Source organism: Pseudomonas sp. GW822-FHT01E03 (genome assembly GCF_058802985.1).
Window position 1 is genome coordinate 173,424 of sequence record NZ_JBXAOQ010000003.1, and the last position, 26,127, is coordinate 199,550.

The window sequence follows — 26,127 nt, forward strand, 5'->3', positions numbered from 1 at the left end:
TGGCGGCGCTGCCGGCGCCCTTGCGTGTGTGTATATCAAGAGTAATGAAAGGGTGCAATTTCCCCTGTCTGCGATCCGGGATTAGGCATTTATGTCGTTTTGATTAAATGCTTATGCACAATGCCATTGGCAGCGCACTGGGTTTAGGTCGAAATTGTGGATCCGTTCTCGTTTGTTCGCAAATACCTGTTTTTTCGATTTTTTATGCGAGTGTATAAAAAATGAACAGTGTGGATTTAGCCCTGAAACAGGCGTGGATATTGGATCCACGATTATTTCATCAACAGAGTTATCCACAGGTCGGATGTATTTAAGCGCGTTCGGCCAGGAGCAGGAAATTACGCGGCGTGAGCGGGGGTTCGCAGAAGGTGCCGACGCGGACGCTGTAACCCTGCTCGGTGAGGAAAAGTGCCCGGTCAAGGACCAGCCAAAGCTCCAGTGGGCGTCGGAAAAGTCCGCGTAGTAGTTCAAGGTTGCGCACTTCGGCCAGTCGCTGCCAACCAGAGGCTTCGAGGGCTGACCAATCTTGCGGGCCGATTGTGGATAACTCTTTGAGAGTGGCCAGATGATGACAGTAATCGGCGAAGGGTTTGTCCAGCCAGGCGCTGGGCAGGGAGGGGGTTGGCAGGTACTCGTCCATTCCGCGCAGTTGCCGTTGCAGCAAGTCGAAGCCCAGGCGCCGGGCCATGGAGGTGTCGCGTTGACGTCGCACGCGGGCACCGGCGGTAACGGTTTCGCTCATGGGCAACGCGAGGTCGTCGAGGGAAAGCTGTAAGCCGGAGCCTTTGGCGGCCGAGGAAATCGGCGAGTATTGGGCAAGACTGATCCGGTTGTAGCAACACGGCGCGATGGCGAGCTGTTTGCAGCCTGTGACGCTGGCGAGTTGAATCAGCCGCACATGTAAATCACCGCAGGCGTGAAGTGCGACGGGCGTGTGATACGCACCCAGTAAACAAGCTGCGTCTGCCGCGAGCACATCTTGTTCGATATGCAGCGCATGCAGGTGATGGCGCTGGCTGAGTGCCTGGCCGCTGGTTACCAGTGCCGGGTCGTATTCCAGGCACGTCAGTTGTTGCCCCGGTTGCAGCAGGCGGCGGCCCAGATGTCCCTTACCCGAACACCAGTCCATCCAATGCTGCGGTGCTTCGGAAAACTGCAATCGGCTGGCGAAGGCTTCGATCTGTTGCCATTTGCGCCCCGGTACATCGACGTTCAACCGATGGCCCGCCGCTTCTAGTGTGCGAGCCGGCAACTCATCCACGGTACTCAAGGCAGCGGACATTGTTGCCAGGGAAGCAAAGGGCTCCGGTGCATTCAGAAGGGCAGGTTGGTTGTGAGCGTTTTCCGCGTCTTCCAGCGACCGCTTGCGTAGCCATTCGGCCAGAGCAGGGTTGGACGTTTCCCAGGGAAGATGCCGATGAGTGAACGGTCGGGGTTTCCACAGTGCCTGATGCTCTGTCAGAAAAGCATCCAGCGCGGTGAAACGGGCGAGCAGGGCCTCGCCCGTCAACACGCCGCTATCAACGCCCTTGGCAGGCATCGACGCGCAACCAGCGCTCCAGCAGCTTGAAGCCACGCACCAGCACGTAAGCCATTACCAGATAGAACATGCCCGCGGCGAAGAAGATCTCCACCGGCAGGTAGGTCCGGGCAATGATGGTGCGGGCCATGCCGGTCAATTCCAGCAGGGTCACGGTGCTGGCCAGGGCGCTGGCCTTGAGCATCAGGATCACTTCGTTGCTGTAGGCCGGCAGGCCGATGCGCGCGGCGCGCGGCAGCATGATGTAGAACAGCGCTTTTGGTTTGGACATGCCCAGTGCCCGTGCCGCTTCGATCTCGCCCGGTGGAATCGCCTGGATGGCGCCCCGCAGGATTTCCGCAATGTAGGCCGCGGTGTGCAAGGTCATGGTCGCCGTGGCGCACCAGAACGGATCGCGCAGGTACGGCCACATCGAACTGTTACGGATCGCGTCGAACTGCGCCAGGCCGTAGTAGACCAGGAACAGCTGAACCAGCAACGGCGTGCCACGGAAAAAGAAGATGTAGCCGTAGGGAAATGCCCGCACCCACCACAGGCGCGACGAGCGGGCGATGCCCAGTGGAATGGCCAGCAGCAAACCGGCGATCACGGCGATGGCCACCAGTTCCAGGGTTAGGGTTGCGCCCTGAGCCAGTTTCGGCAGCCACTTGATGATGACTTCCCAGTTCATTGGGTGCTCCTCGCGAAGCCGCGAGCGGCACGTTTTTCCAGGAAGTGCATGCCGGTCATCGCCAGCACCGTCAGGCTCAGGTACATGAACGCGGCCACCATATAGAAGGTGAACGGTTGCTTGGAGACGGTCACGCCGATTTGCGCATGACGCATGATTTCTTCCAGGCCGATCACCGACACCAGCGCGGTGTCTTTCATCAGGATCATGAACAGGTTGCCCAGGCCGGGCAGGGCGATGCGCCACATCTGCGGCATGATCAGCTTGGTGAAGATTCGCCATTTCGACAGGCCCAGGGCCACGCCGGCTTCACGATGGCCTTTGGGGATGGCGAGGATCGCGCCGCGAAACACTTCCGTGGCGTAGGCGCCGAAGCACAGGCCCAACGCAATCACGCCAGCGGCGAAGGCGTTGAGTTCAAGGTCGGGGTTGCCGAAGAACTCGCCCAGGGCACGCATCAGGTTGACCGTGCCGAAGTAGATCAACAGCACCCAGAGCAATTCCGGGATACCGCGAACCAGGGTCGAATAAGTGCCGCCAAGCCATTGCAGCGGCTTGTACGGGGAAGTCTTGGCCAAGGCGCCGAGCAGACCGAGTACCAGCCCCAGGCACAGGGCCGAGAGTGCCAGTTTCACAGTCATCAGCGCGCCAGCGGCGAGCGCCGGGCCGAATCCGTAGAGGTCGATAATCATGGATTTCTTTTCAAATCGCGGCAGGCAAGGCCGAGAACCGGCGCCATCAGGCGCCGGTCAGGCAGGTCAGTATCAATAGATGCTGAACGGGAAGTACTTGTCGTTGATCTTCTTGTAGGTGCCGTCAGCGACGATTTCTTTCAGCGCGGTGTTCAGCTTCTCGCGGATCGGGTCTTTCTTGCGCACGGCAATACCGATCTTGTCGCTCTCTTCCACTGGGTCACCCTTGAACTCGTAGCTACGGCCAGCGTCGCTTTTCAGCCATTCGTAGTTGACGTACTTGTCGGCCAGGATGCCGTCCAGGCGGCCGGAAGTCAGGTCGAGGTAGGCGTTTTCCTGGGTGTCGTAGAGCTTGATGGTGATGTCGTCACCATAGTTGTCTTCCAGGAAGGTGCCGGCCAGGGTCGCGCGCTGGGCGCCGATGATCTTGCCTTTGAGCGCGGCCTTGTCGGTTTTGAAGTCGATGTCTTTCTTGGCGATGAACTGCAGCTTGTTGGAGTAGTACGGGTCGGTGAAGTCCACCGCTTGCTTGCGCTCGTCGGTGATCGACATCGAGGAGATCAGGAAGTCGAACTTCTTGGCGTTCAGGGCCGGGATGATGCCGTCCCAGTCGGAGGTCACGACGGTGCACTCGACTTTCATCTTGGCGCACAGGGCGTCGCCGATCTCTTTGTCGAAGCCGACGACATTGCCACTGGCATCTTTATTGTTGAACGGCGGGTAAGCCGCTTCGATGCCCATCTTCAGGGTTTCGGCCATGGCACCGGCGCTGAACGCCAGGGTGACGGCGGCAGCCAGGAAGACCTTTTTGTAGTTCTGCATGTGGGTAGCTCCGTTAGCGGTTGCTGGACATGAATTGTTTGCAGCGCGCCGAAAGCGGGTTTTCGAACACCTGCTGTGGCGATCCTTGCTCTTCTACCAGGCCCTGGTGGAGGAACACCACTTCACTGGAGACCTGACGGGCGAAGCCCATTTCGTGGGTCACGAGCAGCATGGTGCGGCCTTCTTCGGCCAGCGCGCGGATGACATTAAGTACTTCCTGGACCATTTCCGGGTCAAGCGCCGAGGTGGGCTCGTCGAACAGGATGACCTTGGGCTGCATGGCCAGGGTGCGGGCGATGGCCGCGCGTTGTTGCTGGCCACCGGACAACTGCGCCGGGTAGGCATGGCGCTTGTCGGCGATGCCGACCTTGGCCAGCAGGGCTTCGGCCACTTCGATGGCTTCGGCCTTGCTCTGGCCGAGCACGCGGCGCGGGGCTTCGATGATGTTGTCGAGCACACTCATGTGCGGCCACAGGTTAAAGTTTTGAAATACAAAACCGATTTCGCTGCGCAGGCGATTGATCTGCTTGCCGTCGGCGGCCACCAGTTCACCGTTCTTCGCGGCCTTGAGCTTGAGTTCTTCGCCGGCGACCAGAATCTGGCCCTGGTGCGGGTTCTCCAGCAGGTTGATGCACCGCAGGAACGTGGACTTGCCGGAGCCGGAGGAACCCAGGATCGAGATCACATCGCCGTCGCGGGCGGTCAGCGAGATGCCTTTGAGCACCTCCAGCGAACCGTAGCGTTTGTGCAAGTTGCGGATTTCAAGCGCGGGCGTGGCCTCAGCCATGTGCGTTCCTCATATATGTTGCGCTCCTGCTGTTGGCGGCCTTCCTGGCGAGGCGGCCAACCTAGCATAGCGTTTCAATGGCAGCCAACAGCGCTACGGACGGTAATCGGCTGGTGTGTGGCAGGTTGTCGCATCGACGCAGCAGACTGTCGCCCCATCAACAACCGAACAGCCGTTTGAACCTTGCCTGTCGATAAAAAGCGCGGTGGCTGCCGCAAAAAAAGGCGCGATGTTGCCAGCTTTGACAGGGTGTTGGAAGCGCTATCCGGCCAAATGCACCGCTTGTGCACTTTTAATGTGCGCTGAGCACTTTTCAGGTGTGTTTCCGGTGCGCTGATGTAACCGCAAAAGTGGGGCGCAGGGTAACGCTTTGGCAAAGTGCCATTAAATTCAAAGGGTTGCGATGACCGTCCGGTCGAGGCGAGATCGCCGGGCTAGAGGGTTTTGAAATATTTTGGCGCAATTATTGCGTGCAGAATCCAGAACGCCCTGTTGGCTTCTTTTTACGAGAAGGTCCGCCGAACGGGATGCACGCATTCGCTTCTCCTTACAAAGGTAGTTTTAATGAGCAGTACCCAAAGCTCTAATGGCCTCGAACAGGGGCTCAAACCGCGCCACGTGACCATGCTGTCGATTGCCGGGGTTATCGGCGCCGGCTTGTTCGTTGGCTCGGGTCACGCCATCGCCGCTGCAGGTCCGGCTGTTCTGTTGGCTTACGCCGCCGCCGGCATGTTGGTGGTGCTGGTGATGCGCATGCTCGGCGAAATGGCCGTAGCCTCGCCGGACACCGGTTCGTTTTCGACTTACGCCGACCGCGCGATCGGTCACTGGGCCGGCTTCACCATCGGCTGGTTGTACTGGTGGTTCTGGGTTCTGGTGATCCCGTTGGAAGCCAACGCTGCCGCGACCATCTTGCATGCGTGGTTCCCTGGTGTGGACATCTGGGCCTTCGCCCTGGTCATCACGATGCTGTTGACCGTGACCAACCTGTTCAGCGTGAAGAACTACGGTGAATTCGAGTTCTGGTTTGCCCTGATCAAAGTGTTGGCCATCATCGGTTTCATTGTTCTGGGCCTCATGGCGATCTTCGGCTTCCTGCCGGGCAGCCAGGTCAGCGGCGTTTCCCATCTGTTCGACACCCAGGGCTTCCTGCCAAACGGCATGGGCGCGGTGTTGGGTGCTATCCTGACCACCATGTTCTCCTTCATGGGCACCGAGATCGTGACCATCGCGGCCGCGGAATCGAAGAACCCTGGCAAGCAAATCTCCAAGGCCACCAACTCGGTTATCTGGCGGATCGGCTTGTTCTACCTCGTGTCGATCTTCATCGTCGTGGCTCTGGTGCCTTGGAACGACCCGGTACTGGCAAGCCTGGGCTCCTACCAGACTGTACTTGAGCGCATGGGCATCCCTAACGCCAAGATGATCGTCGACATCGTGGTGTTGGTCGCTGTGACCAGCTGCCTGAACTCGGCGCTCTACACCTCGTCGCGGATGTTGTTCTCCCTGGGCAAGCGCGGCGATGCGCCGGCCATGTCTACCCGCACCAATAAAAGTGGCACGCCATACTGGGCGGTGATGCTGTCCACTGGCGCAGCGTTCCTGGCAACATTCGCCAACTACGTAGCTCCGGCTGCGGTGTTCGAATTCCTGCTGGCCAGCTCCGGCGCCATCGCATTGCTGGTGTACCTGGTGATTGCGATTTCGCAACTGCGCATGCGCAAGCAGCGTATAGCGCGCGGGGAGAAAATTGCCTTCAGCATGTGGCTGTTCCCGGGCCTGACCTACGCGGTGATCGTCTTCATCGTCGCGGCCCTGACCATCATGCTGTTCCAGGAAGCCCATCGTGTGGAAATTCTCGCGACCGGCTTGCTCAGTGCTCTGGTGGTAGCGGCCGGCTTGCTGGTGGCTCGCCGTCGCAAACTGGAAAAGCGTGGCGCGGTAGTGCTGAACTGATCCATACCGCGTAACGCAAAACGGCCGCTGTCAGTGATGACAAGCGGCCGTTTTTGTTTGAGTCGTAACCCTTACTCGGCTTTTTCTTCCGGCGCTTCCAGCGACTCGCGGTAGACATCCAGTGCGTCACCGAAGTCAGCAATGAACTGCGGTTCGCTCAGCCACGCCTGGGCGGTCTCGCGGTCCATGCCGTCGGCCCACATGCGGTAGTCGATCAGCATGTCGGCGGCCAGGTGGGTGGCGGCCATGCCTTCGTCGTCGGCGTTTTCCATGTCCAGCAGTTCTGGATGGTCGATGATGATAAAGGCCAGGTTCGTCAGCAGCACCGAGAGCATTTCGCTGCGGCTGACGGCTTCCGCGTCGCGCATTTTGCTGAACATCGCCAGGGTGTATTCCGGGATCGGCTCGGCGAGGTGGCCAAGATCATCGTCCAGCGCGGCGGGTTTGCGGCCATGGATATTGATCTGCTTGGCTTTGGCTTTTGCGCGCTTGGCGCGTTTCTGTTGCTTGTTCAGGGAGGCCATGGGAACTCAGTTCGGTTTCTGTTGGGTTTGCGCGGCAATGGCGTCGGACGCCGCCACGTAGTCGGCCTGGAAGGCCGGTGATTCGATCCACGCCAGGGCGCCGGCTTCGTCGGTTTCGGTCGACCATTGGCGATATTCGATCAGCGCGGCAAGGATGAAGTCCATCGCGCCTTCCTCGCCTTCCTGCTCATACACCAGTTCCAGCAATGGATCTTCGAGGAAGGCCGTGCACATGGCTTGCTGACTGATCTTTTCGGCGTCGATCATTTTCTTGAACAGTTCGGTCAGGTCCACCGATTCGAAGTCGATGCGATCGTCGTTCGGGTCCAGTTCCACCGGCGCGGCAGCCCGCTGGGTGCGGTTCTGCTTGGCCTTGGCCTTGGCGCGGGAGGCGCGTTTTTGCTGCTTGTTGGCGGAGGCCATGGGCGTCGTTCCGTAATTCGTTGAAAGGGGCGGGTGGCTCAGCTGCGTGGCACCGTTCGCCCGGGTGTGCCGGGGACCAGTTCGCCGTTTTGCAACCAGGCCAATGCAATGGGCCATAGTGTGGCTTGGTATGCGCTGCGAAAAAAGGCGAAATGTCCGACTTCTTCTTCGCCGATGTCTTCAGGATGGATGCGCAGGTGAGAGTTTGTGCTGCCGGTGAAGTAGCCGAGCAGGCGTTCGATGGCCGGGACCGTGCCGTAGGGATCGTCGCTGATACTGATGGCCAGGGTTTGCGCGGTGACGTCGGCAAAGGGCAGCTGCCCGGCGGTTTTGCTGATTGTGCGGCCGCTGGAGCGTTTCTCGTAGCGGGCAGTGGAGAGGCTCCAGTCACGGACCACGCCGGCGGGTGTGTCTTCCAGCCAGCCGAGCCGTTTGCCCGGAAAGTAGCCGCACAGCATCGTCACCAGCGGCATCACCACATGCCACTTGCCGAACATCCGCCAGCGATGAGCGGGCGCATAGTCGCGCCAGTAGGCGAATTGCGCACCGACCGTCACCAGGCGCCGGATCAGGTGCCCGGACGCCCCCAGGCCCGCTGCACAGCCGCCAAAGCTGTGGCCGACCACATCGATAGGCTGTTGTGGGAACTCACGCTGTGCGCGCTTGAGCATCGCCTCGAAATCCAGCGTTCCCCAATCGGTCCACGAGGCTTGAAGACCCTTGAGCGATGCCGGCCGCGACTCGCCGATGCCGCGGTAGTCATAGGTGATGACATCGAAGCCGTGGACGAACAGGTAGTCGGCGAAGCGCGAGTAGTGGCGACAACGGACCGAGGTGGCGGCATTGATGATCACGACCGGACGAGCGGCGTCCCGAGAAGGGTGTCGCCAGGTGAAGCCACCGAGGACAAAGCCGTCTGCAGCGGTTTCCTTGAACGGTTCACCGGACGCAACGCGTTGCAATGGCAACTCGATTTGAGTTGGGACGAGTGAAGGCGTTTCCTGCAAATTCATCGGCGTCGGACCTTTGCGGGTAGCTGCCAACAATAGTCTTGATGTCGTTGATGAACAATCCATTGGCCTCAACGCAGTGGTTGGTCGAGCCGTCGTTCTTCAAGTGCCATCCGCTCCCGATCCAGTGCATTACGGAGTTCCTCTTCGCTCGGCAGGACAAGCTTGTACTTGCTGGCGAGCAGTTGCTCGTTTCCTTCCTGCACTGAGTAATGCACCACGGATTCATCCTTTTGCGCACAGAGAATGATGCCGACGGTGGGGCTGTCCTGCGCGCTGCGTTTCAGGTCGTCGTACATACTCACGTACATGTCCATCTGCCCCAGGTCCTGATGGGTCAGTTCACCGCGCTTGATATCGAAGATGACGAAGCACTTGAGCAGGTAGTTGTAGAACACCAGGTCGATGTAGAAGTCTTTGCTGTCGGTGCTGATGCGTTGTTGGCGGGCAATGAATGCGAAACCCTTGCCCAGTTCCAGCAAGAAGCCCTGCAATTGTTCGATCAGCGCTTGTTCGATCTCGCTTTCCTGAAGCTTGCCGGCATTGGGTAAACCAAGAAACTCCAGCACCACCGGATCACGGATGAAATCCCGAGGGCTGGCCTTCATGTCTTGAATGTGGGTGGCGGCCTCCTGCTTGACGCTGCCGCGATCGCGGCTCGCCAGCAGGCGTTCGTAGTACAGCGTATTGATCTGGCGCTCCAGCGCTCGGCTTGACCAGTTTTGGGTGGCTGATTCGTTCATGTACCAGAGACGAGCGCTGTCGTTGTCGACCCGAAGCAGGTGGCGGTAGTGGGTCCAGCTCAATTCGTGACGCAGTGCGTCACGAATTGGAAAGGCTTGATAGAACAGACGCATGTACCGAAGGTTGGAAGCGTCAAATCCCTTTCCGAACTCCGCAGTTAGCGTTTTGGCCAAGGTCGACGGTAACTCTTTGCCATACCTGACCCGTCGCGCGCCGTTCTGTTCGAACTCAACGATGTGCCGACCAGTTTGCCAACAGGTTTGCACTTGCACGGTGTCGGCCGCCCGAAGCACTTTCTGGCGTGCCTGAAGGATCAATTTGCCAAGGTTGCCAAGCAGTGATGCGAGATAGGGGTCGTGAGTGTCGTTGGGGGTGGGGGCCGTCATGAGGTCTTCCGCAGCAGGTTGAACAGCGAAAGAGAATGACAAGAGAGCCCCTTCGAAGATGCCGGGAGTTGCTGAGAAACAGGCAGGAAATACCGGGCTCTTCGGCAGGACGGGTCTAAATCCGGGCGAGGGCTGAGGAACAAATGGCGTAGTACGTTTCGTACTCAGGCCAAATCAATCTAAAACCCCTCCCTGCGACTGGAAATCCAAAGGATGTAACGATTGGGTTCCGCAGAACCCGGGAGTCGTCATCATGAAATACCTCCATACACTCCTGTTGCCCCTCACCGCTGCAGGCATGCTGATGTTTCCAGCGATGACACCTGCCGCCAGCCTTGAGCCCATCGACGGCCAGGGGGTGCAGGTGCAAAGCCAGGAGCAAAACGGCATCACCTACCTGTCCGGCGGTATCGGCGAGGATGAGTCCAAGGCCATCCAGCAGACCACTGGCTACAACCTGCACATGACGTTCTCTGTCGGGACGGGAAATGAATACACTCCTGATGTGAATGTAGTTATTCAGAAAGCCCCGGGGCAGACCGTACTGACGCTCAATGACGCCGGTCCGCTGGTTTACGTGAAACTGCCTGCCGGTAGATATACGGTCATTGCGACGCGTAACGGCGAAACACGGCAGGACGTTGCCGATGTTGGCAGTGGTGCAGCCCGTAACCTGGTTTTCCATTGGAATGATGCGAGTTAGCGAGAGGCTGCAAATCAAGGCGTGGAATCAAACCCTGAATCTTGCAGTTCAGGGTTCTTGGGGAGGCGGTTTGGGTGTCTTCACTTTCCCGCAGGCATAAAAAAACCCTGAATCTTGCGATTCAGGGTTTTCGGTATTTTGGTGCCCAGAGACGGAATCGAACCGCCGACACGGGGATTTTCAATCCCCTGCTCTACCGACTGAGCTATCTGGGCAACGGGGCGCATTAAACGGGTTTTTCAGGGGGTCGTCAAGCAAGTTTTCAAAAAAATTTTAATTATTACCGTCGCTTACGTTCCGACCCCCGATAAATCGGGGTTATTCCGACGGCGGCACGTAGCCTTCGGCCTTGGCGTAATCCTCGCCGGAGAAGTACTTGTCCATCTCGCCCTGAAGATATTTGCGATCTTCGGCGTTCATCATGTTCAGGCGTTTTTCGTTGATCAGCAGGGTCTGGTGCTTTTGCCAATCTGCCCAGGCCTTGGCCGAGACGTGGTCAAAAATGTCCTGGCCTTTGGCGCCCGGGAACGGTGCGCGCTCCAGGGCAGGCAATTCTTCTTTGTACTTGCGGCACATGATGGTGCGGGTCATGACGACTCTCCTGCGTTCAATACGGCGGCCGCGCGTTCGAGCAAGGTTTTGACCGGGGCGGCAAGGCCCAGGCGCGGCGGGGTGGCGAGGTTATACCAGAGCCAGTCAGCCTCGGCCACGTGATGGCCGCTCTCCTGGACCTGAACCAGCCAGGGTTCGATGGATAACTGAAAATGGCTGAAGGTGTGCACCAGGCTTGGCAATGCCTGTTGTGTGCCCAGTTCCAGCGAGTGCTGCGATGCCAGGTGCGGCAGGTCATCGAGGTCGTCGAGTTCCGGCAGGCTCCACAAACCGCCCCACAGGCCCGTGGACGGGCGACGGTAAAGCAGGATCGCGCCTTCGGCGTTGGCGAGCATCGGCATCAGCGTGCGCTTCTGCGGGATGGCTTTGCGCGGCTTGGGGATCGGGTAGCGGGTTTCCAGGCCGAGCATGTGCGCCTCGCAGCCCTTTTCCAGCGGGCACAGCAGGCAACTCGGTTTGCTGCGGGTGCAGAGCGTCGCCCCCAGGTCCATCATCGCTTGGGTGTAGGCGTTGACGCGGGTCTGCGGCGTAAAGCGCTCAGCGTTGGCCCAGAGCTGTTTGGCGACCTTTGGCTCGCCGGGGTAGCCCTCTTGCGCGGTAAAGCGCGCCAGCACCCGTTTGACGTTGCCGTCGAGGATCGGCGCGCGCAGGCCCATGCTGATGCTGGCAATGGCGCCGGCGGTGGACAGGCCGATCCCCGGCAGATCAGTGAGTTTTTCCACGTCCCGGGGAAATTCGCCGCCGTACTGCTCGACGACGATCTTCGCGGTCTTCTGCAAATTGCGCGCGCGGGTGTAGTAACCAAGGCCCGTCCACAGGTGCAGCACTTCGTCTTCCGGCGCGGACGCCAGCGCCTGGACCGTCGGCAACGAGGCCATGAAGCGGTCGAAGTAGTTCAGCACGGTGCTGACCTGGGTCTGCTGCAACATGATTTCCGAGACCCACACCCGATACGGGTTGATGTCCTGCTGCCAGGGCAAATCGTGACGGCCGTGGCGGTCGAACCAGTCCAGCACCGCCGTTGAAAACTGCTCGGCTCTCATCGCTTGAACATTTCCTTGAGCGCGTCTTTCAGTTTCGGGTCGACTTTGTCGCCCCATTTCTCCTCGATTTTTTCGCTGATCCTGTCGCCAGCCTGTTTGGCCGCGACCTGGCCCATGCGGTCGTTATCCAAACGGCAAGCCTTGGCGCCCAGCTCCAGCGGGCCGCGGCAGCGCAGCGGCCACTCGATGCCGACAAACTTGTCGCCCACCTGGCAAGCAGGGTCCGGCATGGCGCTGGTATCGCCTTCGACGATGATGCCGACGCGGTAGTCCATGCCCAACACTCGCAGATCGATGTCACCGTCACCGTTGACGGTCATGCCCGGGATGCGCACTTTCAGGTCCGGGTTGCTGGCCACGCCGTTACGCAAGGTCAGGTTGCCCTTGAGCTCCTGGAACGGTGTGTCCTTGCCCCGGGGCTCGCCGCTGAGGGTTTTGCGGTTGAGCGTGGCGATGCCTTTGCACAGCTGTTGCTCAAGGTTGGCGTTGAGCAGCACGCCATTGTTGATGACGAAACTGGCATTGCCGTTGAGGGTATCGATCAACGCTTTCTGGCTGTTGCCGCTGCCGGTCAGGCTGCTGTTGAGCGTGACCAGGCCTTTGACGGGCGGGTTCTTGCCTTGGCTTTCGAGGATTTTTTCCGCCGGTACCCGGCTGATCTTCGTCTGCAGTTTCAGCGCCGGCACTGGCTGGCGCACATCGAGCGTGCCGGTGGTTTCGAAGTTGCCCTCGTACAGATCGCCGCGCAGGTTGGCCAGTGTCAGCAGGCCGCCCTGACCGATGGCCTTGAGCGCAGCGTTATGAATCGGCAATTTTTGCAGGGTCAACTGGCCGAAGGTCAGGTCGGCGTCCACATCGAGTTTGCTCAAGCGTTCCACGGGCAACAGGCGGTCGCTGCTCCAGGCGTCCTTGGTCGGCGCGGGTGGCAACGGAGTACTGCCGGCGCCGGCCATGGCATCGGCTTCGGTGCTGGCGACTTCGGCCTGGCGTACCTGCGTGGTGCTACTGGCCTCGGCGGATTTCGGCGGCAGGTAGCGGTCGACGTTGAAGGTGTCGGCCTTGAGTGCTGCGCGCAGCGATTGCTTGGCGAAATCTTCGACGGCAATGCGGCCGCTGAAGATGCTGTCGTCGACTTTCAGGTTGATGTTGTCGAGCGCCAGGCTGGTGGGTGTTGCTGCCAGACGGCTGACCAGTTCGACCTTGCTCAGGCTGCCTTCGGCCATGGCGGGGAGTTTCTGGCCGATGCTATCGACGAATTTCGCCAAGTCGAACTGGGCGATCGAGATGCCGCCACTGACTTGTGGAGTCTTGTCGAGGTCGTTGACTTTCAGTTCACCCAGTGCCCGCAGCTGGTTGGCGGAGATCTTGATGCCGGTCCACTCAGCGACATTGGCGGCCTTGTCCAGCACCAGCTGGCCCTGGGCGGAGAACGTCATGGTCTTGCCTTGCAGCGGGTCGCCGGTCACTTCACCGGACAATTTCATGTCTTCGAGCTGATAGCGCTGCAGCGCGCGTGCGATACGCACCTCACCATTGAGCTCGGTTCGAACCCGCAATGCCGGCTGGTTGGCGGACAGGAAAGCCGTGAGCTTGAGCGGAATGTTGACGGAGTCGTGAACCGCACCGGTGCTCAACTGAATACTTTCGGCGCTGAAGCTCTTGCCGGTTCGTTCGTCGGTGTATTCAACCCGTGCGTTGTTCACGGTCAGGCTGTCGATGTCCAGGCGGATCGGCTGAGGCGGTTTTTCCGCCGCGACGCTGGCTTCGGGCGCCGGTTCGCCAGCGGCTGGCGGGGTGCTGGTCGCGCCGGTGTTGGCCGGTGCCGGCAGCTTGCCGACGTCTTCCCAATTGCCATGGCCGTCCTTGTCACGGTTCAGGCGCAGGTTCAGGCCCTCGACACGTACGTCGCTCATCTGCACTTCACGGCGCAGCAGCGGCAGTACGCGTACCGACAGGCCTAGCATCTGCAAGTCGGCAAACGGTTCGGTCGGTTTGACCATGGTCGCGACACTGGCGTCGTGCAGTTCCAGGCCCAGCCACGGGAACAGGCTCCAGCCGATATCGCCATTGAGCGTCAGCTCGATGTGGGCCTTGTCGCGGGCAATCTGGCGGATCTCGTCTTTGTAGTCGTTGGGATCGAAGAGGTGGGTCAGGGCAAAGCCCAGCGCCACAATGATCAGCAACAGCCCGAGAAGTACCAGACCCAGGATTTTGCCGAACGCTTTCATGGGCGAGTCCTTGTAATTAGTCGAATTCAAAATTTAGCCGAGGAGTATAGCGCCCCCGAACAGACGACCGGTCAGTGATCACGCCGGCAGCACATCCAGTGGCAGTTTCAGCTTGGCGGCCAGCGCCTGAGCCTCCAGATGCCCGGCAGGCGCCAGCAGGCGCAGGGGCATGCCCGATTGCGCGGCCATTTTCTGGGCTTCGGCAACCAGACGCTCGGCAACACCACGGCGACGGGTAATTTTTCGAACACATATTTGGGACAAGTGCCAGGCGTCTTGGTGCCTTTGCAACCGGGCCGCGCCCAGCAGGCGATCGTTGAAGCGTCCGGCGATCAGTGTGCCGTCGCGCAAACAGTCTTCGATCAACTGCGCGGCCCCGGAAAAAGGGGCGAACAGCCAGTCCGGGGCGTCGCAGTAGATCTTCTGCAGATCCTGTCGATCCTGGGCAGTGGCTTGGTTCAGCGGCTCGACAATGATCGGCATGGTGATTCCTGTGAGGTCATGAAGCGATAGAGATCAGATGACGTACAAAAGGTGATGTCAGTTTGGTTTTTCTGTCACTTGCAAATGGTAACCTTTGCCCGTTCGTCCGTCCTTCTGCGACCTGTTGTCGCACAACAAGGTGCTCTACAAAAAACGGTCATGCCTGCGTGCATAAAGGCCGGGAGTGAGCTGTGGCTGGCGAACCATACAAATAATTGGGGGATACACAATGACCACGAGCATCACGGCGGACGGCTTCAGCGCCGACCAGCCTGCGTTCCTGTCCAAGGAGCGGATCATCGCCAAGCCCGGTTTCAACCGTTGGCTGGTGCCACCGGCCGCGTTGGCCATCCACTTGTGCATCGGCATGGCCTACGGTTTTTCGGTGTTCTGGTTGCCGCTGTCCAAGGCGCTGGGCATCTCCGCTCCAGTGGCCTGCGCACCGGACATGAGTTTTATCGCACAAGTCTTTTCGTCCCAGTGTGACTGGCCGATCTCGATGCTCGGCTGGATCTACACCCTGTTCTTCATCTTCCTGGGTTGCTCGGCCGCCATCTGGGGTGGCTGGCTGGAGCATGCCGGACCGCGCAAGGCCGGTGTCGTATCGGCACTGTGCTGGTGTGGCGGCCTGCTGATTTCGGCGCTGGGGGTGTATACCCACCAGATCTGGCTGATGTGGATCGGCTCCGGGGTCATTGGCGGTATCGGCCTGGGCCTGGGCTACATTTCGCCGGTGTCGACCCTGATCAAATGGTTCCCGGACAAGCGCGGAATGGCGACCGGCATGGCGATCATGGGCTTCGGCGGCGGCGCAATGGTCGGCGCCCCGCTGGCGGCGGCTCTGATGGGGCATTTCGCCTCGCCAACCAGCGTCGGCGTCTGGCAGAGCTTCCTGGTGATGGCCGCGATCTACTTCGTGTTCATGATCGGTGGCGCACTGTCCTACCGCGTTCCGCCAACCGGTTGGAAGCCAGAAGGCTGGACGGCCCCGGCGAAAAAAGCCTCGAACGCGATGATCACTCATCGTCATGTTCACGTGAATGTGGCCTGGAAGACGCCGCAGTTCCGTCTGGTGTGGCTGGTGCTGTGCCTGAACGTATCGGCTGGTATCGGCATCCTCGGCATGGCGTCGCCACTGTTGCAGGAAGTGTTCGCTGGCAAGTTGCTGGGCAATGACCTGGCGTTCGGCCAACTCGACGCTTCGCAACTGGCTTCGATCGCCGCCATCGCTGCCGGCTTCACCGGTTTGCTCAGCCTGTTCAACATCGGCGGGCGCTTCTTCTGGGCTTCGTTCTCGGATTACCTGGGCCGCAAAAACACTTACTTCGTGTTCTTCGCTCTGGGCTTTGCCCTGTACGGACTGATTCCGAACCTGGGTCACCTGGGCAGCATCGCGCTGTTCGTGGCGGCGTTCTGCATCATCCTGTCGATGTATGGCGGTGGCTTCGCGACTGTTCCGGCGTATCTGGCGGACCTGTTCGGTACGCAAATGGTCGGTGCGATTCACGGTCGTCTGCTGACGGCGTGGGCTGCTGCCGGTGTGCTCGGTCCGGTGCTGGTGAACTATCTGCGTGAATATCAACTGAGCATCGGCGTCGAGCGTGCGGCGGCTTACGACATCACCCTGTACATCCTCGCCGGCCTGCTGGTGCTGGGTTTCCTGTGCAACCTGCTGGTGCGTCCGGTGGCTGACAAGTACTTCATGACCGACGCCGAACTGGCCGCCGAACAGGCGTTGGGCCATGACAAAGGCGCCGACAGCAGCACCGTGCTGGAGTGGAAAGCCGCGCCGGGCACCAAGCCGCTGGCGGTTGCGGCGTGGCTGGTGGTGGGCATTCCGCTGGCGTGGGGTGTTTGGGTGACCTTGCAGAAGACGGCGGTGCTGTTTCACTAACACCAGTTTCAACCCGAAACCTGTGGGAGCGAGCTTGCTCGCGATAGCGGTCTGACAGTCAGCAAAAATGTTGAATGTGATGGCCCTATCGCGAGCAAGCTCGCTCCCACATTTTTTTGTGGTGTGCCAAATGGCTTGTATGGACATGTACATCGCCGGCACCCCCGAATTCATTCCGTCAGCGATATCACCTCTCGTGTTTCTGTTTCGGCCCCGCACGCCTATAATGGCTGCCTTTTTCGCCCAATGATTTTGCGGAGCTGGTGATGGCCGAACGTAAGGCGTCTGTCGAGCGCGACACTCTGGAAACCCAGATCAAAGCCTCGATCAACCTCGATGGCACCGGAAAGGCCCGATTCGATATCGGTGTTCCTTTTCTTGAGCACATGCTGGACCAGATCGCCCGTCACGGGCTGATCGACCTGGATATTGTCAGCAAGGGCGACCTGCATATCGATGACCACCACACGGTGGAAGACGTCGGTATCACCCTCGGCCAGGCGTTTGCCAAAGCCATCGGCGACAAAAAAGGCATCCGTCGCTACGGCCACGCCTACGTGCCGCTCGATGAAGCGCTGTCGCGGGTTGTGATCGACTTCTCCGGCCGTCCAGGCCTGCAGATGCATGTTCCGTACACCCGCGCCACCGTCGGCGGCTTCGACGTTGACCTGTTCCAGGAATTCTTCCAGGGCTTCGTCAACCATGCATTGGTCAGCCTGCACATCGACAACCTGCGTGGCACCAACACCCACCACCAGATCGAAACCGTGTTCAAGGCTTTCGGCCGCGCACTGCGCATGGCCGTCGAGCTCGATGACCGCATGGCCGGGCAAATGCCATCGACCAAGGGCGTCCTGTAATGCAGACAGTCGCGGTTATCGATTACGGCATGGGCAACCTGCACTCGGTGGCCAAGGCCCTCGAGCACGTCGGTGCCGGCAAGGTTTTGATCACCAGTGATGCCAATGTGATTCGCGAGGCCGACCGGGTGGTTTTCCCCGGCGTTGGCGCGATTCGCGATTGCATGGCGGAGATCCGTCGCCTCGGCTTCGATTCGCTGGTGCGTGAAGTCAGCCAGGACCGGCCGTTCCTTGGCATCTGCGTGGGCATGCAAGCCTTGCTCGACACCAGCGAAGAGAACGATGGTGTCGACTGCATCGGCCTGTTCCCGGGCGCGGTCAAGTTCTTCGGCAAAGACCTGCATGAAGACGGCGAACACCTGAAAGTCCCGCACATGGGCTGGAACGAAGTGAAGCAGAAGGTCAGTCACCCGCTGTGGCACGACATTCCGGACCTGGCGCGGTTCTACTTCGTGCACAGCTACTACATCGCTGCCGCCAACGCGCGGCAGGTGGTGGGTGGCGGTCACTACGGTGTCGATTTCGCCGCGGCGCTGGCCGAAGGTTCGCGTTTCGCCGTGCAGTTCCACCCGGAGAAAAGCCATACCCATGGCCTGCAGTTGCTGCAGAACTTCGCCGCGTGGGACGGTCGCTGGTAAATGGCCGTCAAGAAGAAGCCGCCGATTCTGACCCTCACTCCCGAACAGGAGAGCGAGGCCACCAGCAAGATCAAGCGTTTCATGGAAGACCGCTTCGAACTCGACCTCGGCTCGTTCGAGGCGGCGGAGATTCTTGAGCTGTTTACACGTGAAATTGCTCCGCACTATTACAACAGGGCGATTTTCGATGTGCAGGCGCACCTCAAAGAGAGGTTCGAAAGCATCGAAAGCGACCTGTGGGCGCTCGAGAAAAACTGATTTCCGAGCCAAGCTGAACATTCGAATTTGAAGGTTTGCCAGATGCTGATTATTCCCGCTATCGATCTTAAAGACGGTGCCTGTGTTCGTCTGCGCCAGGGCCGCATGGAAGATTCCACAGTGTTCTCCGATGACCCGGTGAGCATGGCTGCCAAGTGGGTGGAGGGCGGTTGCCGTCGTCTGCATCTGGTCGACCTGAACGGCGCCTTCGAAGGCCAGCCGGTCAACGGCGAAGTGGTCACTGCCATCGCCAAGCGTTATCCGAACCTGCCGATCCAGATCGGCGGCGGTATCCGCTCCCTGGAAACCATCGAGCACTACGTGAAAGCGGGCGTTAGCTACGTGATCATTGGCACCAAGGCCGTGAAAGATCCGGCCTTTGTTGCAGAAGCCTGCCGCGCGTTCCCGGGCAAAATCATCGTGGGTCTGGATGCCAAAGACGGTTTTGTCGCCACTGACGGCTGGGCTGAAATCAGCACCATCCAGGTGATCGACCTGGCCAAGCAGTTCGAAGCCGACGGCGTGTCTTCGATCGTTTATACCGACATCGCCAAAGACGGCATGATGCAGGGCTGCAACGTACCGTTCACCGCGGCACTGGCTGCTGCAACAAAGATCCCGGTGATCGCTTCCGGCGGCATCCACAACCTGGGTGACATCAAGACCCTGCTCGACGCCAAGGCGCCAGGCATCATCGGTGCGATCACAGGCCGTGCGATCTACGAAGGCACCCTCGATGTCGCTGAAGCGCAAGCTTTCTGCGATTCGTACAAAGGCTGAGGACTGATCATGGCGCTGGCCAAACGCATCATCCCTTGCCTGGACGTGGACAACGGCCGGGTGGTCAAGGGTGTGAAATTCGAAAACATCCGCGACGCCGGTGACCCGGTGGAAATTGCTCGTCGCTACGACGAGCAGGGCGCCGACGAGATTACCTTTCTCGACATCACCGCCAGCGTCGATGGCCGCGACACCACGCTGCACACCGTCGAGCGCATGGCCAGCCAGGTGTTCATCCCGCTGACCGTGGGCGGCGGCGTGCGCACCGTGCAGGACATCCGCAACCTGCTCAATGCCGGCGCGGACAAGGTCTCGATAAACACCGCCGCAGTGTTCAACCCGGAATTTGTCGGCGAAGCCGCGCAGCATTTCGGTTCGCAATGCATCGTGGTGGCTATCGACGCGAAGAAGGTTTCCGGACCGGGCGAAACCCCGCGCTGGGAAATCTTCACCCATGGCGGTCGCAAACCAACCGGTCTCGACGCCGTTGAGTGGGCGAAGAAAATGGAAGGCCTGGGCGCCGGCGAAATCCTGCTGACCAGCATGGACCAGGACGGCATGAAAAACGGCTTTGACCTGGGCGTCACCCGCGCCATCAGTGATGCACTGGGCATTCCGGTGATCGCCTCTGGCGGTGTCGGTAACCTGCAACACCTGGCCGACGGCATTATCGAAGGCCACGCCAGCGCGGTACTGGCGGCGAGTATTTTCCACTTCGGCGAATACACCGTGCAGGAAGCCAAGGCCTATATGGCCCATCGCGGAATCGTGATGCGTTAAACAAACCGGTACAGGCCAGTGGACACCATGGCGTACCCAAGGCACTCTTGGGTACGCCATGGATTTCGGTAGCCAGACATGCTTAAACGCTTTCTTCTCGTCCTTGCCAGCGCCTCTCTGTTGTTGATCAATGGAGCAAACGCTAAAGACAGTCCCGATACCGACCTGGTGTTGCTGACGGAAAACTTCCCGCCGTACAACATGGCGAAGAACGGCAAGAACTTCGCTCAGGACGAGAACATCGATGGCATCGCCACCGATATCGTCCGCGAGATATTCAAGCGCGCCGACATCACCTACAGCCTGACGCTGCGTTTCCCTTGGGAGCGAATCTACAAACTCACCCTGGAAAAACCCGGTTACGGCGTATTCGTCATGGCGCGCTTGCCCGATCGCGAAAAACTCTTCAAATGGGTCGGCCCGATTGGCCCGGACGACTGGATCATGCTGGCCAAGGCTGACAGCAAGATCACCCTCGAAACCTTGAATGACGCGCGCAAATACAAGATCGGCGCCTACAAGGGCGACGCCATTGCCGAGACGCTGGCCAAGCAGGGACTCAATCCGATTGTTGTACTGCGCGACCAGGACAACGCGAAAAAACTGGTCAACGGGCAGATCGACCTGTGGGCCACTGGTGACCCGGCCGGGCGCTATCTGGCGCGCCAGGAAGGGGTTAACGGGTTGAAAACCGTATTGCGTTTCAACAGTGCCGAACTGTACCTGGCACTGAACAAGGACGTGCCGGACGAGACGGTTGCCAAGCTCCAGGCGGCGCTGGATCAGATGCGCAAGGAAGGTCGGGTGGACGAGATAATGGCGCAGTATCTGTAGGATTCAATACCAACCTGTTAGCCATGCCCGGACCACTGTGGGAGCGAGCTTGCTCGCGATGACGGTCTGCCAGTCGATAGAGATGTTGAATTTGATGGCGCCATCGCGAGCAAGCTCGCTCCCACGGTAGTTTTGTGGTGCCGCAGACTCAGCGGTACACCCCATCCTTGCCATGCGCCTCCGTCGCCCGGTTTCCGCGCACACTGATCATCTGCCGGATATCAATCCACTCGATCCCCTGAGCCTTGAGCTTGGGCAGTTCGCGTTCCAGTACCGCCAGCGTCTGTGGATACGGATGCCCGATCATCACCGCCGAACCCTGCTTGTGCGCGAGGCTGATCGCGGTCTGCAACTGGGTCAAAATCGCTGCTTCGGTACGCTCATCGTCGAGAAATACATCCCGTGAAACGCTCGCCAAACCGATCTTCTGCGCTTGGGCAGCGGCTACGGTCTGCGCGCTGGTGCGGCTGTCGACAAAGAACTTGTGCCGTCGCTGCAAGGCCGCCATCAGCCAGGCCATGGCCGTTGGTTGTGCGGTCATGCGGCTGCCCATGTGGTTGTTGATGCCGCTGGTGTACGGGACCATTTTGAACGCGGCGTTCAGGCGTTTTTCCAGCTCATCGACGGGCAGCTCGGGATGCCAGGCGAACGGTCCGGTGGCCGGATCCATGGGCATGTGCAGAATGACGATCTTGCCGGCGCGATGGGCTTCGCGGGCGAATTCGGTGGCGTGGGGTGTATCGGGCATGATCGCCGCAGTCACCGGGCCGGGCAGGGCCAGCACGCGGCGATCCCGGGGCAGGCTCTGCCCCAGGTCATCGATGATCAGGCTCAGGTAGGCTTTGTGGGACGTCGATCCGGCGGGTTCTGCATGAACAACACCCGCCAGACAACACAGCAGACCGATCAGTAACCGCAGAAACATCTCAACGGCCGGACGTGATGCTCAGCCCTTTGAGCAGGCTCAGGGCCTGGGCCAGTTGGTAATCATCGTCCTGCGGCATCGGCTTGGCTTTGCCGCTGGAACCGGTCGGTTTGTCGACACCGCCGTTGCCGTTGCCCAGGTGACCCTGCAAGTCCGCTTCCTTGAAGTAATCGCTGTCCTGCTCGCTGGTGATCTTGGCCTTGCGCACTTCGATGTCCGGGACGATGCCCTGGGCCTGGATGGAGCGGCCGTTCGGCGTGTAATACAACGCTGTGGTGATCTTCAATGCGCGTTCATTGTTCAGCGGCAGCACGGTTTGCACCGAGCCCTTGCCGAAACTGGTGGTGCCCATCAGCACGGCGCGTTTCTGGTCCTGCAGGGCGCCGGCGACAATTTCCGAAGCCGAGGCGCTGCCGCCGTTGATCAACACGACCATTGGCACGGCTTCGCTTTCGTCCTTGCCGGTGGCAGAGAAACGCAGCTCGGAGTTGGCGATACGGCCCTTGGTGTAAACGATCAGGCCCTTGGTGATGAAGTGGTCGACCACTTCCACCGCCGCCTGCAACACCCCGCCCGGGTTGTTGCGCAGGTCGAGAATGATGCCCTTGAGCTTCTTGCCGTTGTCTTTGCGCAGCTTGGCCAGGGCTTTGGAAACCTCTTCACCGGTCTTGACCTGGAACTGGGTGATGCGGATGTAGCCGTAGCCCGATTCCAGCAACTGGCTCTTCACGCTCTTGACCTGGATGACGGCGCGGGTCAGGGTCACGTCGAACGGCGTGCCGCCATCGCGCACCAGAGTCAGGGTGATTTTCTGGCCGATCTTGCCGCGCATCTTGTCCACGGCTTCGGTCATGCTCTGGCCGCGAGTCGGCTGGCCGTCGATCTTGACGATGAAGTCGCCGGCCTGAATACCGGCCTTGGAGGCCGGAGTGTCGTCAATCGGCGACACCACCTTGATGAAGCCGTCTTCAGCGCCGACTTCAATGCCCAGCCCGCCGAACTCACCGCTGGTGCTTTCCTGCAGCTCGGCGAAATCTTCAGGGCCCAGGTAGGCGGAATGCGGATCGAGGTTGCTGAGCATGCCCTTGATGGCGTTCTCCAGCAGGGTCTTGTCGTCCACCGGTTCGACATAAGCGGCCTTGATCCGGTCCATCACCTCGGCAAAGGTGCGCAACTCATCCAGCGGCAGCGGCGCCTTGGTGGTCGCGGCTGTGCCCGCAGGCGCAACCACCGGCGCTGGTTGAGCGGCAAACGCCAGAGGCGCGCCGATCACCAGGGCGATCGTCAGGGCCAGCGAGGTAAGGCGGGACAAATGCAGCATGTCGAACGAACTCCTAATGTAGGTGACTCTACGCCTATCCTTGCGCGTGGCACCATTGCGCAGGGTCACTCGGGTGACCCTGCTGACGAATTGCGAAATACAGCGCTGGTGTGTCCTGCCCGCCACTGCTACCGACAGTGGAAATAGGCTCACCGGCTTTTACAACGTCACCGGCAGACTTGAGCAGCGTCTGGTTGTGACCGTACAGACTCAAATAACCATTGCCGTGGTCGAGGATCACCAGCAGCCCGGCGCCGCGCAACCAGTCGGCGAACACCACGCGACCACCGTGTACGGCACGCACCGCACTGCCGGCAGACGCGCCGATCATCACGCCATCCCACTTGGTCCGGGCATCGTCGCCTCGGCTTTCACCGTAGCGCGCCAGCAGTCGACCATCGACAGGCCAGGGAAGTTTGCCGCGGGTTGACGCAAACGGACCGCCAAAGGTTTCGCCGGAACTGGAAACCAGTGCGCCAGGTGTCGATCTGACCGGTTTGCGTGGGGCATCGTCGCTGGCATCTGCCTGCGCCTGGGCCTCACGTAAACGCTTTTTTTCGGCTTCCTGCTGGGCAATCAGCGCTTTTTGTCGCGCTTCTTCTGCCTCACGGGCCTGGCGTGCCAGAGTTTCTTCAATGGTTTTAAGGACTTTAGACAGGTCTGCCTGATCCTGCTCGCGCGCCGCCAGTTTCTGATCGCGGGCCTTTACGTCGTCATTGAGCTTGGCCAGGACTTGCTGGCGCTCCTTGCGGACTTTCTCGAGCTCATCACGCTGGGTGTCGAGGCTGCTTTGCTGCACCAGCAGTTGCGCCTGCTGCATGGCGATGTCTTTCTCGACATTGGACAGTTGGCGCAGGGTTTCGTTGAAATTCTTCAACTGCTCCAGGCGAGCCTGGCTCAGGTAATCGTAATAGGTGAGGGTACGGGCAAATCTTTCAGGATTCTGCTGGTTGAGCAGCAGCTTGAGGTATTCCTGGCGACCGTTCTGGTAGGCCGCCCGGGCCTGAATGGCGATCAGTCGTTGCTGTTCAATGCGCGCGCTCTGGAGTTTTTTTTTCTCTGCATCGAGTCGCTGCAGCTCGGCTTCGCTTTTCTTCAGCTCTTTTTGCAGGGCTTCGACCTGCTTCTCGAGCTTGCCCATTTCGGTTTCGGTGCCCTTGAGCTCTTTCTGCACACCGGACTTTTCTTCCTGCAGCTTGCCCAGCAGCTTCTTCAGCTCGGCAATGTCCTGACGCGTGGCGTCCAACTGTTGTTGGGTATCTGCGCGCTCGTCAGCAAAGGCCGGTTGGAGCAGGCATGTCAGAGCTAGGGCTATCAGGACGCGAAGCATAGGGGCGGGCGGCACCAGGGAAAGGGACGGCCTAGTATGCCCGCCATGGGCAGCAAAAAAAATGCCCATTTCTGACTGTGTGATGACTGGAGCGAGCGACAGACTGAATTCCATTTCGAAAACTCCATAAACCATTGTGGGAGCGAGCTTGCTCGCGATGGCGTCCGATCATTCAACATAGATGTTGGCTGTCAGATTGCTATCGCGAGCAAGCTCGCTCCCACAGGGTTTTTCAGTGTTCGGGATATCCCGGTTACACCAGAATCGAAGTCCCGGTCATTTCCTTGGGCTGCTCAAGGCCCAGCAACTTCAGCATGGTCGGCGCCACGTCCGCCAGCACGCCGCCTTCGCGCACCTTCAGGTCGCGCTTGCCGACATAGATGAACGGTACCGGCTCGGTGGTGTGCGCAGTGTGCGCCTGGCCGGTGGTTTCATCGGACATTTGCTCGACGTTGCCATGGTCAGCGGTGATCAAGGCTTCGCCGCCGACTTTTTCCAGGGCATCGACGATGCGTCCCACACACAGGTCCAGGCATTCAACGGCCTTGACCGCCGCTTCGAACACGCCGCTGTGGCCAACCATGTCGCCGTTGGCGTAGTTGACCACGATCACGTCGTAACGCTGGTTTTCGATGGCGTCGACGATGCGGTCGGTGACTTCCGGTGCACTCATTTCCGGCTGCAAGTCATAGGTGGCGACTTTCGGCGACGGAATCAGGATGCGTTCTTCGCCCGGGAACGGTTCTTCGCGGCCGCCGGAGAAGAAGAAGGTCACGTGGGCATATTTTTCGGTTTCGGCGATGCGCAGTTGGGTCTTGCCGTTTTTCGCCAGGTAATCGCCCAGTACGTTTTCCAGGCTGCCGGCCGCGAAAGCCGACGGCGCAGGAATGCTGGCGGCGTATTGGGTCAGCATGACGAAACCGGCCAGTTTCGGCTGGCGGGCGCGCTCGAACTCACTGAAGTTGTCTTCGACGAACACGCGGGTCAGCTCGCGGGCACGGTCGGCGCGGAAGTTCATGAACACCACGGCATCACCGTCTTCGACTTTTACCGGCTCACCGATGGAGGTGGCCTTGACGAATTCGTCGCTCTCGCCACGTTCGTATGCCGCCTGCAGGCCTTCCTGGGCGGTGGCGGCGTTGAATTCGCCCTGGCCATCGACAATCAGGTTGTAGGCCTGGGACACGCGGTCCCAACGGTTGTCGCGGTCCATGGCGTAGTAGCGGCCGATGATGCTGGCGATCCGGCCTTTGCCCAGGGCCTGGAAGGTCGCGTCGAGCAGTTCGATCGACGACTGCGCGCTTTTCGGCGGAGTATCGCGGCCATCGAGGAAAGCGTGCAGGTAGATGTTTTGAGCGCCGCGCTTGAAGGCCAGTTCGGCCATGGCAACCAGGTGATCCTGGTGGCTGTGTACGCCGCCATCGGACAGCAGGCCCATGAAGTGCACGGCTTTGCCGGCGGCGACCGCTTTGTCCACGGCAGCGCAGATGGTCGGATTCTCGAAGAACTCGCCGTCGCGGATCGATTTGGTGACGCGAGTGAAGTCCTGATACACCACGCGACCGGCGCCCAGGTTCATGTGGCCGACTTCGGAGTTGCCCATCTGGCCGTCCGGCAGGCCGACGTCCATGCCGCTGCCCGAGATCAGGCCGTTCGGCACGGTGGCCCACAGGCGGTCCAGTACGGGCTTCTTCGCGGCGAAGATAGCGTTGGATTCAGGGCTGTCACTGTGACCGAAGCCGTCGAGAATCATCAGGACCAAAGGTTTAGGCGTGGTAGTCATGGAATCCACTCGTGGCTGAGATAAAAAGGAGCAATGGAAAAGGGAGTGGCAGTTTAAAGCGAAGTTCCGGCCGCGTCACCGCCGGACGGGGTTTGGCCCAC

General features: G+C 59.9%; 26 protein-coding genes and 1 tRNA gene. 9 read left to right on the forward strand and 18 right to left on the reverse strand.

Features of this window, described 5'->3' with window-relative positions:
- Nucleotides 1–310: 310 nt before the first annotated feature.
- The 5 genes from AC1RP7_RS06895 to AC1RP7_RS06915 all read right to left on the reverse strand — a co-directional run bounded on the left by AC1RP7_RS06895 (nucleotide 311) and on the right by AC1RP7_RS06915 (nucleotide 4,511).
- A complete protein-coding gene (locus AC1RP7_RS06895; RefSeq protein ID WP_493181511.1) occupies nucleotides 311–1,540 on the reverse strand; it encodes a methyltransferase in 1,230 nt (409 codons plus the stop codon).
- Nucleotides 1,521–2,210 carry an ABC transporter permease gene (locus AC1RP7_RS06900; protein ID WP_057712426.1) on the reverse strand — a complete coding sequence of 230 codons (690 nt, stop codon included), beginning with the start codon at nucleotides 2,208–2,210 and terminating at the stop codon, nucleotides 1,521–1,523. The genes AC1RP7_RS06895 and AC1RP7_RS06900 overlap by 20 nt, the downstream gene beginning before the upstream one ends.
- Nucleotides 2,207–2,902: an ABC transporter permease gene (locus tag AC1RP7_RS06905; protein WP_057712425.1), complete on the reverse strand. Its 696-nt coding sequence runs from the start codon at nucleotides 2,900–2,902 to the stop codon at nucleotides 2,207–2,209. The genes AC1RP7_RS06900 and AC1RP7_RS06905 overlap by 4 nt, the downstream gene beginning before the upstream one ends.
- A 72-nt stretch (nucleotides 2,903–2,974) precedes the next feature.
- Nucleotides 2,975–3,724, reverse strand: a complete 750-nt coding sequence (locus tag AC1RP7_RS06910; protein ID WP_015093061.1) for an ABC transporter substrate-binding protein — start codon at nucleotides 3,722–3,724, stop codon at nucleotides 2,975–2,977.
- Nucleotides 3,725–3,737: 13 nt separating this feature from the next.
- Nucleotides 3,738–4,511, reverse strand: coding sequence for an ABC transporter ATP-binding protein (locus AC1RP7_RS06915; RefSeq protein WP_007972784.1), 774 nt, complete (start codon nucleotides 4,509–4,511; stop codon nucleotides 3,738–3,740).
- A 564-nt stretch (nucleotides 4,512–5,075) separates the two neighbouring features.
- Between AC1RP7_RS06915 and gabP the strand changes: the two genes are divergently transcribed.
- Entirely contained in the window at nucleotides 5,076–6,467 is a 1,392-nt protein-coding gene (gene gabP, locus AC1RP7_RS06920) for a GABA permease (RefSeq protein WP_057712424.1), read from the forward strand.
- 71 nt (nucleotides 6,468–6,538) lie between these two features.
- On the opposite strand, the gene AC1RP7_RS06925 is transcribed toward gabP, so the two are convergent.
- From AC1RP7_RS06925 to AC1RP7_RS06940, 4 genes are all read right to left on the reverse strand, one after another.
- A complete protein-coding gene (locus AC1RP7_RS06925) occupies nucleotides 6,539–6,991 on the reverse strand; it encodes a hypothetical protein (protein WP_057712423.1) in 453 nt (150 codons plus the stop codon).
- Between the two features lie 6 nt (nucleotides 6,992–6,997).
- Nucleotides 6,998–7,414: a hypothetical protein gene (locus AC1RP7_RS06930; protein ID WP_008058485.1), complete on the reverse strand. Its 417-nt coding sequence runs from the start codon at nucleotides 7,412–7,414 to the stop codon at nucleotides 6,998–7,000.
- Nucleotides 7,415–7,452: 38 nt separating this feature from the next.
- Nucleotides 7,453–8,427: an alpha/beta hydrolase family protein gene (locus tag AC1RP7_RS06935; RefSeq protein WP_218495314.1), complete on the reverse strand. Its 975-nt coding sequence runs from the start codon at nucleotides 8,425–8,427 to the stop codon at nucleotides 7,453–7,455.
- Between the two features lie 68 nt (nucleotides 8,428–8,495).
- Nucleotides 8,496–9,554, reverse strand: a complete 1,059-nt coding sequence (locus AC1RP7_RS06940) for a PDDEXK nuclease domain-containing protein (RefSeq protein ID WP_493181512.1) — start codon at nucleotides 9,552–9,554, stop codon at nucleotides 8,496–8,498.
- 253 nt (nucleotides 9,555–9,807) lie between these two features.
- On the opposite strand from AC1RP7_RS06940, the gene AC1RP7_RS06945 reads away from it, so the two are divergent.
- Nucleotides 9,808–10,257 carry a carboxypeptidase regulatory-like domain-containing protein gene (locus AC1RP7_RS06945; RefSeq protein ID WP_493181513.1) on the forward strand — a complete coding sequence of 150 codons (450 nt, stop codon included), beginning with the start codon at nucleotides 9,808–9,810 and terminating at the stop codon, nucleotides 10,255–10,257.
- A 139-nt stretch (nucleotides 10,258–10,396) separates the two neighbouring features.
- On the opposite strand, the gene AC1RP7_RS06950 is transcribed toward AC1RP7_RS06945, so the two are convergent.
- The 5 genes from AC1RP7_RS06950 to AC1RP7_RS06970 all read right to left on the reverse strand — a co-directional run bounded on the left by AC1RP7_RS06950 (nucleotide 10,397) and on the right by AC1RP7_RS06970 (nucleotide 14,623).
- Nucleotides 10,397–10,472, reverse strand: a tRNA-Phe gene (locus AC1RP7_RS06950).
- Nucleotides 10,473–10,575: 103 nt separating this feature from the next.
- Entirely contained in the window at nucleotides 10,576–10,848 is a 273-nt protein-coding gene (locus AC1RP7_RS06955; protein ID WP_057397205.1) for an oxidative damage protection protein, read from the reverse strand.
- Complete coding sequence (gene mutY / locus AC1RP7_RS06960) at nucleotides 10,845–11,912, reverse strand: A/G-specific adenine glycosylase (protein ID WP_150812006.1); 1,068 nt, start codon at nucleotides 11,910–11,912, stop codon at nucleotides 10,845–10,847. The genes AC1RP7_RS06955 and mutY overlap by 4 nt, the downstream gene beginning before the upstream one ends.
- Entirely contained in the window at nucleotides 11,909–14,140 is a 2,232-nt protein-coding gene (locus tag AC1RP7_RS06965; RefSeq protein WP_493181514.1) for an AsmA family protein, read from the reverse strand. Before AC1RP7_RS06965 ends, mutY begins: the two co-directional genes overlap by 4 nt.
- 78 nt (nucleotides 14,141–14,218) lie before the next feature.
- Nucleotides 14,219–14,623: an acetyl-CoA sensor PanZ family protein gene (locus AC1RP7_RS06970; RefSeq protein WP_057712414.1), complete on the reverse strand. Its 405-nt coding sequence runs from the start codon at nucleotides 14,621–14,623 to the stop codon at nucleotides 14,219–14,221.
- A gap of 229 nt (nucleotides 14,624–14,852) precedes the next feature.
- Here AC1RP7_RS06970 and AC1RP7_RS06975 point away from each other — a divergent pair, with 229 nt between their 5' ends.
- From AC1RP7_RS06975 to AC1RP7_RS07005, 7 genes are all read left to right on the forward strand, one after another.
- Nucleotides 14,853–16,517 carry an OFA family MFS transporter gene (locus tag AC1RP7_RS06975; protein WP_154861220.1) on the forward strand — a complete coding sequence of 555 codons (1,665 nt, stop codon included), beginning with the start codon at nucleotides 14,853–14,855 and terminating at the stop codon, nucleotides 16,515–16,517.
- Between the two features lie 266 nt (nucleotides 16,518–16,783).
- The gene (gene hisB / locus AC1RP7_RS06980; protein WP_003218037.1) at nucleotides 16,784–17,377 is read left to right on the forward strand and encodes an imidazoleglycerol-phosphate dehydratase HisB; all 594 of its coding nucleotides are present in this window, start codon (nucleotides 16,784–16,786) and stop codon (nucleotides 17,375–17,377) included.
- Nucleotides 17,377–18,015: an imidazole glycerol phosphate synthase subunit HisH gene (hisH, locus tag AC1RP7_RS06985; RefSeq protein ID WP_057712412.1), complete on the forward strand. Its 639-nt coding sequence runs from the start codon at nucleotides 17,377–17,379 to the stop codon at nucleotides 18,013–18,015. Before hisB ends, hisH begins: the two co-directional genes overlap by 1 nt.
- The gene (locus AC1RP7_RS06990; protein WP_150812003.1) at nucleotides 18,016–18,273 is read left to right on the forward strand and encodes a DUF2164 domain-containing protein; all 258 of its coding nucleotides are present in this window, start codon (nucleotides 18,016–18,018) and stop codon (nucleotides 18,271–18,273) included. It begins immediately after the preceding gene.
- 42 nt (nucleotides 18,274–18,315) lie between these two features.
- Nucleotides 18,316–19,053: a 1-(5-phosphoribosyl)-5-[(5-phosphoribosylamino)methylideneamino]imidazole-4-carboxamide isomerase gene (gene hisA, locus AC1RP7_RS06995; protein ID WP_027617356.1), complete on the forward strand. Its 738-nt coding sequence runs from the start codon at nucleotides 18,316–18,318 to the stop codon at nucleotides 19,051–19,053.
- Nucleotides 19,054–19,062: 9 nt separating this feature from the next.
- Nucleotides 19,063–19,833 (forward strand): imidazole glycerol phosphate synthase subunit HisF, encoded by a 771-nt coding sequence (hisF, locus tag AC1RP7_RS07000; RefSeq protein ID WP_007972752.1) that lies wholly within the window; start codon nucleotides 19,063–19,065, stop codon nucleotides 19,831–19,833.
- A gap of 78 nt (nucleotides 19,834–19,911) precedes the next feature.
- Complete coding sequence (locus AC1RP7_RS07005; protein ID WP_090452595.1) at nucleotides 19,912–20,667, forward strand: substrate-binding periplasmic protein; 756 nt, start codon at nucleotides 19,912–19,914, stop codon at nucleotides 20,665–20,667.
- 148 nt (nucleotides 20,668–20,815) lie between these two features.
- Here the strand turns inward: AC1RP7_RS07005 and AC1RP7_RS07010 are convergent, their stop codons facing one another.
- The 4 genes from AC1RP7_RS07010 to gpmI all read right to left on the reverse strand — a co-directional run bounded on the left by AC1RP7_RS07010 (nucleotide 20,816) and on the right by gpmI (nucleotide 26,026).
- Nucleotides 20,816–21,592 (reverse strand): divergent polysaccharide deacetylase family protein, encoded by a 777-nt coding sequence (locus tag AC1RP7_RS07010; protein WP_493181515.1) that lies wholly within the window; start codon nucleotides 21,590–21,592, stop codon nucleotides 20,816–20,818.
- Nucleotide 21,593: 1 nt separating this feature from the next.
- Entirely contained in the window at nucleotides 21,594–22,913 is a 1,320-nt protein-coding gene (locus AC1RP7_RS07015) for a S41 family peptidase (RefSeq protein WP_057712409.1), read from the reverse strand.
- A gap of 34 nt (nucleotides 22,914–22,947) precedes the next feature.
- Nucleotides 22,948–24,243 carry a murein hydrolase activator EnvC family protein gene (locus AC1RP7_RS07020; RefSeq protein WP_057712408.1) on the reverse strand — a complete coding sequence of 432 codons (1,296 nt, stop codon included), beginning with the start codon at nucleotides 24,241–24,243 and terminating at the stop codon, nucleotides 22,948–22,950.
- A 253-nt stretch (nucleotides 24,244–24,496) separates the two neighbouring features.
- Nucleotides 24,497–26,026, reverse strand: coding sequence for a 2,3-bisphosphoglycerate-independent phosphoglycerate mutase (gene gpmI / locus AC1RP7_RS07025; protein WP_349734715.1), 1,530 nt, complete (start codon nucleotides 26,024–26,026; stop codon nucleotides 24,497–24,499).
- Between the last annotated feature and the right edge of the window lie 101 nt (nucleotides 26,027–26,127).